Genomic DNA, 7385 nt, shown 5'->3' with positions numbered 1-7385 from the left:
TCGTGCAACAAGTTGCACGCTACGATTCACTAAAATAGTGATATGAAAATAAACACGGTGACCGGTTTTCACAAGCCTCTTTAGGGCTTGTGAAGTATAGGCCCTTATAGGGGAGCCTAAAAACCGCACGTTTTATGTGCGGATTGTTATTTTTTCGTTAAAACAAGATCCGCGTGCGAATTGTGCCCTCAATATGACGCAATTTATCGATCAATGGTGCGGAATCATCGGTTTCCACATCAATTACCACATAGCCGATTTTCGGATCTGTCTGTAAATATTGCGCAGCGATATTGACATTAGCTTCAACGAAAATTTGGTTGATTTTAGTCAAGATACCCGGGCGGTTTTCGTGAATGTGCAACAAGCGTTTGGAGCCTTCATGTTCCGGTAGAGACACTTCCGGGAAGTTAACGGAAGACAAAGTTGAGCCATTGTCGGAATATTTCACAAATTTACCGGCGACTTCAAATCCAATATTTTCTTGTGCTTCAGCGGTAGAACCACCGATGTGCGGCGTTAAGATCACATTATCGAATTTGCGCAATGGTGAAACAAATTCCTCGTTAATGGATGCCGGTTCTTTCGGGAATACGTCAATAGCTGCACCATGTAATTTGCCTTCTTCTAACGCCTTAGCTAATGCATCAATGTCCACCACAGTACCACGTGCTGCGTTAATTAAAATGGCATCTTGTTTTAATTGGGCAATACGTTCTGCACTGATTAAATTGCGGGTAGATGGCAATTCAGGGACATGCAGGGAAATGACATCGCAAGAACCGAGCAATTCTTCCAAACTACGCACTTGTTTGGCGTTGCCAAGAGGAAGTTTGTTTTCAATGTCGTAGAAATGCACATCCATGCCCAAGGATTCAGCAATAATACTAAGTTGTGAACCAATATGGCCGTAGCCCACAATCCCTAATTTTTTACCACGCACTTCGTGTGAACCCACAGCTGACTTATTCCATAAACCACGGTGCACTTCTGCATTGGCTTGCGGAATGTTACGCATTAATAATAGGATTTCACCTAACACTAATTCCGCCACAGAACGCGTATTGGAGAACGGTGCGTTAAAGACAGGAATGCCACGGGCTTTTGCTGCATTTAAATCCACTTGGTTGGTGCCGATACAGAAACAACCGATGGCGATCAATTTCGGTGCGGCCGCAATCATTTCTTCGGTTAAATGCGTACGGGAGCGTAGGCCGATAAAGTGGGCATCTTTGATGGCTTCTTTGAGTTCATCGCCGTCCAATGCTTTTTTGTAGTAATCAATGTTGGTGTAACCCGCGGCGTGCAACGTGTCTAAGGCGCTTTGGTGAACGCCCTCCAACAACACAAATTTGATTTTATTTTTATCTAATGAAACTTTTGATGTCATATTTCTCTCCAATGATGTTTAAATGATTTTTGCACCGTCCGGTGTGCCGACAATGACAGTATCTGCCGGGCGTAAAGCGAACACGCCATTAGTCACGACACCTGCAATGTTATTTAATTCTTTTTCCATTTCCACCGGATTCATAATGGCAAAATTATGTACGTCTAAAATGATGTTGCCGTTATCGGTTACGACGCCTTCGCGGTATTCCGGTGTGCCACCAAGTGTGACTAATTTACGAGCCACTTGCGAACGCGCCATTGGAATAACTTCAATCGGTAACGGGAAAGTTGAGCCTAACACATCCACTTGTTTGCTGCTATCCACGATGCAGATGAAATTTTTTGCCAATGCAGCCACAATTTTTTCACGTGTCAACGCCGCACCGCCGCCTTTGATCATCATTTTTTGTGGATTGATTTCATCCGCGCCATCCACATAAATATCTAAGCCTGCCACATCATTTGCACTAAATACTTCAATACCATGTTTTTTCAGTAATTCTTCCGAATTTTTGGAGGCTGCTACAGCACCTTTGATTTCATCTTTCATTGAGCCAAGCGCTTCAATAAAACAATTCACAGTGGAACCACTGCCCACGCCCACGATCATATCCGGCTTCACAAATTGCAAAGCCGCTTGCGCGGCGATTTTTTTCATTTCAAGTTGATTCATTTTTTCTCCTTAACATCTGAATATTACGCTAAAACATCGCGTAAACGATTGCGTTTACTTTAATCAGTTTCCCGGGCATAAACAAGTAGAGATGTGTTATTCGGGCAAAAAGCCTTCTAATAATTCGTTTAAAAACAGTTTACCGTGCTCGGTAACCTGCCAAGTGCGGTCGGTTTCCGTGATGAATTTTTGATCCTGCGCCCAAGCCATTGTGTTCTCTACCGAACTTAACGGCAAGCCGGTAAATTGTTCAAATTCGTTTTTTGGCACGGCTTCCAACAAGCGGAAACGGCTCATAAAGAATTCAAAAGGGCGATCTTCAGTGCTGACGTCCCGTTCTTCATATAAATATTCGCCGCGCATGTAGCCTTTCGGGTGTTTGGTTTTGCTGTAACGTAAAATCTGGCCGTTTGGAAAACTGAGTTTGCCGTGTGCACCGCAACCAATGGCAAGATAATCGCCGAAGCGCCAGTAATTTAAATTGTGTTGGCACTGAAAGCCTGGTTTGGCGTAGGCTGAAGTTTCATATTGTTGATAGCCGGCAGCCGTTAATAACTGATGGCCTTGCTCAAAAATATCCCACAATTCATCGTCATCAGGCAGTTTCGGTGGTCTGTAGGCAAACATCGTATTCGGCTCGATGGTGAGCTGATACCAAGACAAATGTGGCGGTGCCAGTTCTATGGCTTGGCGTAAATCATCTAAGGCTTCGTTTAAGGTTTGGTTGGGTAAACCGTGCATTAAATCCAAATTAAAACTGCACAGAGGAGAAACACGGGCAAAACCTACCGCACTTTTCGCCTCCGCAGCATTATGAATACGCCCCAATTTTTGCAATTTTTCATCAGAAAAACTTTGAATGCCCATAGAAATACGAGTGATGCCGGCTTGTACATAACCTAAAAAACGCTCGGCTTCAGCCGTACCGGGATTGGCTTCGAGGGTAATTTCAATATGAGGTGCAAAAGGAATGCGTTGCTCGATTTGATGTAATAAAAACGCGATATTTTCTGCGCTAAACAGGCTTGGTGTGCCGCCACCGATAAAAATCGAATGCAGCGGACGCTGTTGGATGCTTTCCTGATAACGCGATAAATCCGCTGCTAAATCAGCAAGTAAATGGCGCACATACTCTTGTTCGGGAATGGCACCTTTTTGTGCATGCGAATTGAAATCGCAGTACGGGCATTTCTGCACACACCACGGAATGTGAATGTATAAACTCAATGGTGGTAACAGCAACGGATTTAACGGCGGTGTTATCATTAGCGAACGACCACCGCGGTGCCGCTTGCCACAATCATAAACATGCTTTTGGCATCGGAGGTGATGGTGGTGTAATTAACTTCTACGCCCACAACGGCATTGGCGCCTAAGGCTTGAGCGTTTTTTTGCATTTCATCTAACGCTTCTTTGCGCGATTTGGTAATACGCGATTCATACATGTCGGAGCGCCCACCGATAATGTCGGTAATGCCGGCAAAAAAGTCGCGGATAAAATTCGAACCGGCAACGACTTCGCCGAATACCAGTTGTTTATATTCTACAATTTGCTTGCCTTCAATGTGAGGCGTGGTGGTGATTATCATCTTTTGTCCTTTAAATTCGTTATGAAAACTGACCGCACTTTATGCGCCTAGTTGCGCTTTAAGCGCACTTAATGCACGGGCTCGGTGGGAAATTTTCTTTTTCTCGGCGGTTTCCAGTTCGGCAAAGGTGCAACCTGCCTCCGGGCTGAAAAAGAGCGAATCATAGCCAAATCCGTTGTCGCCTTTTTCTTCAAAAGTAATGATACCGTGATATGCGCCTTGCGCAATAATCGGAGACGGATCGGTTGGGTGTTGTAATAAGACGATGGTGCTCACAAATTGTGCGCTGCGTTGTTCGGTTGGCACATTCGCCAATTCCGCTAATAATTTTTCACGATTTTTCGCATCAGCCTGTTCACCATCTACGCCGGCATAACGTGCGGAATATAAGCCCGGCGCGCCGTTTAACGCGTCAACCACTAAGCCGGAATCGTCAGCAATCGCCGGTAAACCGGATTTTTCCGCCGCATAACGGGCTTTTAAAATGGCGTTTTCTACGAAGGTCAGACCGGTTTCTTCCGGGCTGTCGATACCTAAGTCGGTTTGGGCGATAACCTCAAAACCGAAATCGGCTAACACATCTGCCATTTCTCTGACTTTACCCTGATTGCCGGTGGCTAAAACAATTTTCTGTTTCATGTTGTTCTCTTACTTATTCTGTTAAGTGCGGTTGAAAAATGCTTCGTATTATACCGCACCCAATAAAAAAGACGAGGCGCATTGCCTCGTCTTACATAAAAACAATGTTAGAGGAGAGAGATTAAAGTGCGATGCGATCGCGATTTTTTTCGAGCGTAGCTTTGCCGATACCTTGCACTTCTAATAATTGCTCGATAGCGCTAAACGCCCCGTGTTTTTCACGGTATTGCACAACGGCTTCCGCTTTTTTCGCCCCGATACCCACAAGCACTTTTTGAATTTCAGCGGCAGAGGCTGTATTGATGTTGACTTTCTGGCTAACAGAAGCCGTTGCGGTGGGTTGCTCTGTTTGCGCTGCAGGTTCTGCCGCCTTTTCTGCTGCCATGGCAGAGCCGGTAAACACCGTTCCTAACACGAACAGAGAAGCCAAAAGATGTTTCATTACTTTCATAGTGATTCCTTTTCAGACTAGAGTTAAATACACGTTGAATTAATCAACGGGCGTACTTTGCCGAAAATCGAAAAAATACACGAGAAAACGACCGCACTTTTGGGATCTTAATCGCAAAATCAAGGAAAAACGAGCTAGGTTTTAAAGCATTTCGATAGGGGGCGGAAAATAGGGGAGGGCGGAAATAATGAACAGGGATGTCAGGCAAATCAGCGACTTGGTGATTTGCCTGATGGGTGGGAAGATCAAAATACCTTTTTAAACGGCTTAATGATGATATCGCCATACACGCCGGCTTCTACATAAGGATCTTGAGCTGCCCAGTCTTTTGCTGCTTGCAAGCTATCAAACTTGGCAATGACGGTCGAACCGGTGAAACCGGCCTCACCCGGATTTTCATCATCAATTGCCGGGTTTGGGCCTGCGGTTAATAAACGATCTTCGGCTTGGAGTTGTTTCAAACGAGCAAGGTGTTGTTCACGCACGGCCAAGCGTTGAGCCAACGTGTTCGGTTTGTCTTGAGCAAAAATAACGTAGTACATTTTGAGTCCTCTTGTTAGTTTATGGCGTTTTCATGTGTGCCAAAGCGGCATCTAATTCGTGATTATTTTCGCGTGGAATAGCACGAGGTTTACCTTCCTGATCGACAGCAACAAACGTAAATTGTGCTTCTGTCACGCAATAGCGTTCACCAATAGGTTCGCTTGCCACTTTTTTAACCCACACTTCCACTTTGATTTTAATTGAGCTACGTCCAACGTGTAAACATTGTCCATAGCAACAAACTACATCTCCAACAGAAACCGGCTGAATGAAATTCATGCTTTCAACGGCAACAGTCACAACGCGTCCGTGAGCGATTTCTTTTGCTAAGATTGCGCCGCCAATGTCCATTTGAGACATAATCCAACCACCAAAAATATCGCCGTTAGCGTTAGTATTAGAAGGCATTGCTAAGGTTCTGAGCAGAAGGGTGCCGTGAGATTGTTGTCCGGTTTTGCTATCAATTAATTGAGGTGACATTGATTATTCCTTGTTTTTTTCTTGTTGTGTTTGAGGTAAATAGCGATAAATATAAAGACCTGTAATGATCGTGGCGACAAACGTCATGCCGATAATGCCGAAGGACTTGAAATCGACCCAAATGTCGTCCGATAAATATCGGCTGATATAAATGTTAAGTAACATACATAAAATAAAAAAGCCGCTCCATCCTAAGTTGAGGTTCTTCCATACCGGCTCAGGTAAGGTAATTTCTTTACCAAGAAGTTGTTTAATCAACAGTTTTTTAAAACCAAATTGAGCGACAAGTAAAACCAATGCAAAGAGCGCATAGATAATCGTCACTTTCCATTTCAAAAACTCAAGATCGTTAAAATAAGCGGTGAGGGTACCGAAAAAAATAACCGCACCTGCCATGAACTTTTGTTGCGTTTCAATTTTGCCGTATTTCACTTTTAAAATAATGAATTGCACGATAGTCGCGATCACCAAGGTGATTGCCGCTTCACGAATTCCAACTAATTTATAGACGGCAAAAAAGAGAATTAAGGGAATAAATTCAAGTAATTGTTTCATATTGATGTTATGCCTTTGATATAAATAACGTATAAAAACGGTATGTGACAACCAATGCAAATACATTGATTAGCGCAACCAGCATACCGCTAATGAGTGCCATGATGGCATTGCTTGAGAAGGCAGTGAGAAAATTTTCCACGAATGGGATCAGCACATAAATCAGCAAGCAGAAGATAAATAATACAGAAACACGCCCCATCGCAGCACGCCACGTGATTTTAGCGGAATGGCTTATGCTGTCGTTTGTTAGCAAATAATGTACCGGCGCTAAGCAAAGACGAATATAGAGCCCAATGCCGATAACCATCGCAAATAATGAAATAATGGAAGGCTGTACTTTTTGCTGAATAGCAATCATGGCTTCTGTTAGCCCAATAAGGATCGGGATAAAAATCAAGAAACTCAGCAAAATAGCGCCTAAAATCCGTTTTAATGTTGAGGAGAAACTCTGCCAAATCGTGTGGAATCGGCGCAGGCTAATTTGATGAATGCTAACTAAACACCATGCACTGATAAAAATATAAATAAACTGTTTAAGAAAAAAGAATGTCACCAAATCGATGCCTTGTTCTTCTGACATCGTGGAGGCAATTTGATTGTTTGATAAAGACATAACAATTTCATTGGGCAACATGACAAACTGTAGCCATACCATGATAATGTCGACAAAAAAGTAGAGCATAGATAAGAGAAGGATATTTCGCTTTTCATTTTGCATGAAATGAAAGCTGTCTTTAATAATTTGGGTAAAGTTTATTGGCATTTCATTGACTTCATTAAACGTGAAAGAAAAAGAGCCTAATTATACTGACCTTTCCGGATAAAAACAGATCCTATTTTAATACTCCGACGTGTAAATCCGCGATTTCTGCGCATGGATTCGTGCATCAAGATGCACGCTGCGCGAGGAATGAGCCAACTAGAGGAAAGCAGAGAGCAGGGGAATTACGCAATTTTTACGTTGATTTATCGATAGCCGATTTCATTAAGCTGCGATTCCCCATTAAAATTGGGTGTCAATTAGGTTATGTTTGATTTTCTATCGCCGAATGACAAGAAA

Annotated in this window: 10 protein-coding genes; all 10 read right to left on the bottom strand. The window is 43.3% G+C overall.

Features of this window, described 5'->3' with window-relative positions; all coding sequences use genetic code 11:
* Positions 1–157 precede the first annotated feature (157 nt).
* The 10 genes from serA to QZ106_RS03630 all read right to left on the bottom strand — a co-directional run bounded on the left by serA (position 158) and on the right by QZ106_RS03630 (position 7088).
* Positions 158–1390 carry a phosphoglycerate dehydrogenase gene (gene serA, locus QZ106_RS03675; RefSeq protein ID WP_295974390.1) on the bottom strand — a complete coding sequence of 411 codons (1233 nt, stop codon included), beginning with the start codon at positions 1388–1390 and terminating at the stop codon, positions 158–160.
* A gap of 18 nt (positions 1391–1408) precedes the next feature.
* Positions 1409–2065: a ribose-5-phosphate isomerase RpiA gene (gene rpiA / locus QZ106_RS03670; protein WP_295974388.1), complete on the bottom strand. Its 657-nt coding sequence runs from the start codon at positions 2063–2065 to the stop codon at positions 1409–1411.
* Positions 2066–2161: 96 nt separating this feature from the next.
* Positions 2162–3331 carry a radical SAM family heme chaperone HemW gene (gene hemW, locus QZ106_RS03665; protein ID WP_295974385.1) on the bottom strand — a complete coding sequence of 390 codons (1170 nt, stop codon included), beginning with the start codon at positions 3329–3331 and terminating at the stop codon, positions 2162–2164.
* Positions 3331–3654, bottom strand: a complete 324-nt coding sequence (locus QZ106_RS03660) for a YbjQ family protein (protein ID WP_295974382.1) — start codon at positions 3652–3654, stop codon at positions 3331–3333. The genes hemW and QZ106_RS03660 overlap by 1 nt, the downstream gene beginning before the upstream one ends.
* Before the next feature lie 39 nt (positions 3655–3693).
* A complete protein-coding gene (rdgB, locus tag QZ106_RS03655) occupies positions 3694–4293 on the bottom strand; it encodes an RdgB/HAM1 family non-canonical purine NTP pyrophosphatase (RefSeq protein ID WP_295974379.1) in 600 nt (199 codons plus the stop codon).
* 121 nt (positions 4294–4414) lie between these two features.
* Positions 4415–4744 (bottom strand): helix-hairpin-helix domain-containing protein, encoded by a 330-nt coding sequence (locus QZ106_RS03650; protein WP_295974377.1) that lies wholly within the window; start codon positions 4742–4744, stop codon positions 4415–4417.
* Between the two features lie 245 nt (positions 4745–4989).
* Positions 4990–5286 carry a YciI family protein gene (locus tag QZ106_RS03645; RefSeq protein ID WP_111305493.1) on the bottom strand — a complete coding sequence of 99 codons (297 nt, stop codon included), beginning with the start codon at positions 5284–5286 and terminating at the stop codon, positions 4990–4992.
* Between the two features lie 19 nt (positions 5287–5305).
* Positions 5306–5767: an acyl-CoA thioester hydrolase YciA gene (gene yciA / locus QZ106_RS03640; protein ID WP_021616162.1), complete on the bottom strand. Its 462-nt coding sequence runs from the start codon at positions 5765–5767 to the stop codon at positions 5306–5308.
* Positions 5768–5770: 3 nt separating this feature from the next.
* A complete protein-coding gene (locus tag QZ106_RS03635) occupies positions 5771–6322 on the bottom strand; it encodes a septation protein A (protein ID WP_209362970.1) in 552 nt (183 codons plus the stop codon).
* Positions 6323–6329: 7 nt separating this feature from the next.
* Complete coding sequence (locus QZ106_RS03630) at positions 6330–7088, bottom strand: beta-methylgalactoside transporter (protein WP_295974369.1); 759 nt, start codon at positions 7086–7088, stop codon at positions 6330–6332.
* Positions 7089–7385: the final 297 nt, after the last annotated feature.

Source organism: uncultured Aggregatibacter sp. (genome assembly GCF_901873365.1).
GTDB lineage: Bacteria > Pseudomonadota > Gammaproteobacteria > Enterobacterales > Pasteurellaceae > Aggregatibacter.
Note: the sequence above shows the minus strand (reverse complement) of the source record. Positions and strands in the feature narration are given on the sequence as shown.